The organism is Providencia sp. PROV269, assembly GCF_028477785.1.
In the GTDB taxonomy this organism is placed as follows: domain Bacteria; phylum Pseudomonadota; class Gammaproteobacteria; order Enterobacterales; family Enterobacteriaceae; genus Providencia; species Providencia rettgeri.
The window spans coordinates 1-1,993 of the sequence record NZ_JAMPLV010000026.1; the positions used below are offsets into that span (position 1 = coordinate 1).

The following is a 1,993-nucleotide window of genomic DNA, read 5'->3' on the forward strand; positions in this document are numbered from 1 at the left end:
GTTGGGTAGGGGAGCGTTCTGTAAGCCTGTGAAGGTGTACTGCGAGGTATGCTGGAGGTATCAGAAGTGCGAATGCTGACATAAGTAACGATAATGCGGGTGAAAAACCCGCACGCCGGAAGACCAAGGGTTCCTGTCCAACGTTAATCGGGGCAGGGTGAGTCGACCCCTAAGGCGAGGCAGAAATGCGTAGTCGATGGGAAACGGGTTAATATTCCCGTACTGGTGATAATTGCGATGGGGGGACGGAGAAGGCTAGGCTATCCGGGCGACGGTTGTCCCGGTTTAAGGATGTAGGCAGGTGAATTAGGCAAATCCGGTTCACTATATGCTGAGGTCCGACGACGAGTCACTACGGTGATGAAGTAGCTCATGCCCCGCTTCCAGGAAAAGCCTCTAAGCTCTAGATTATCATTAATCGTACCCCAAACCGACACAGGTGGTCAGGTAGAGAATACTCAGGCGCTTGAGAGAACTCGGGTGAAGGAACTAGGCAAAATGGTGCCGTAACTTCGGGAGAAGGCACGCTGGCGCTAGGTGAAGTCCCTCGCGGATGGAGCTGAAGCCAGTCGCAGATACCAGCTGGCTGCAACTGTTTATTAAAAACACAGCACTGTGCAAACACGAAAGTGGACGTATACGGTGTGACGCCTGCCCGGTGCTGGAAGGTTAATTGATGGGGTTATCCGTAAGGAGAAGCTCTTGATCGAAGCCCCAGTAAACGGCGGCCGTAACTATAACGGTCCTAAGGTAGCGAAATTCCTTGTCGGGTAAGTTCCGACCTGCACGAATGGCGTAATGATGGCCAGGCTGTCTCCACCCGAGACTCAGTGAAATTGAACTCGCTGTGAAGATGCAGTGTACCCGCGGCAAGACGGAAAGACCCCGTGAACCTTTACTATAGCTTGACACTGAACATTGAGCCTTGATGTGTAGGATAGGTGGGAGGCTTTGAAGTGTGGACGCCAGTCTGCATGGAGCCAACCTTGAAATACCACCCTTTAATGTTTGATGTTCTAACGTAGCCCCGTTATCCGGGGTGCGGACAGTGTCTGGTGGGTAGTTTGACTGGGGCGGTCTCCTCCCAAAGAGTAACGGAGGAGCACGAAGGTTGGCTAAGCATGGTCGGACATCATGCGGTTAGTGCAAAGGCATAAGCCAGCTTGACTGCGAGAGTGACGGCTCGAGCAGGTACGAAAGTAGGTCTTAGTGATCCGGTGGTTCTGAATGGAAGGGCCATCGCTCAACGGATAAAAGGTACTCCGGGGATAACAGGCTGATACCGCCCAAGAGTTCATATCGACGGCGGTGTTTGGCACCTCGATGTCGGCTCATCACATCCTGGGGCTGAAGTAGGTCCCAAGGGTACGGCTGTTCGCCGTTTAAAGTGGTACGCGAGCTGGGTTTAGAACGTCGTGAGACAGTTCGGTCCCTATCTGCCGTGGGCGTTGGAAGATTGAAAGGGGCTGCTCCTAGTACGAGAGGACCGGAGTGGACGCACCACTGGTGTTCGGGTTGTCATGCCAATGGCATTGCCCGGTAGCTAAGTGCGGAAGAGATAACCGCTGAAAGCATCTAAGCGGGAAACTTGCCTTGAGATGAGTCTTCCCTGACTCTTTAAGGGTCCTAAAGGAACGTTTAAGACTAAGACGTTGATAGGTTGGGTGTGTAAGCGTAGCGATACGTTGAGCTAACCAATACTAATGAACCGTGAGGCTTAACCTGACAACACCGAAGGTGTTTTAGAGAGATTATGTTGATTTTCAAGAGAGCGTGAGAAGCCGAGAGGTGAAGGACACAGCAGCTTGTTCGAGATTGATGTTCTGGTTTAGTGCACGAAAGTGAGATTAAACGGGAACACACAGAATTTGTCTGGCGGCAATAGCGCGGTGGTCCCACCTGACCCCATGCCGAACTCAGCAGTGAAACGCCGTAGCGCCGATGGTAGTGTGGGGTCTCCCCATGTGAGAGTAGGGAACTGCCAGACATTCAA

At 52.4% G+C, this 1,993-nt stretch carries 2 rRNA genes; both read left to right on the forward strand.

The features are described 5' to 3' along the window. Positions 1 to 1,725: ribosomal RNA gene (locus tag PR683_RS20245) — 23S ribosomal RNA — on the forward strand; the annotation flags it as partial. Positions 1,726 to 1,871: 146 nt separating this feature from the next. Next, positions 1,872 to 1,987 (forward strand): 5S ribosomal RNA (rrf, locus tag PR683_RS20250). Positions 1,988 to 1,993 lie beyond the last annotated feature (6 nt).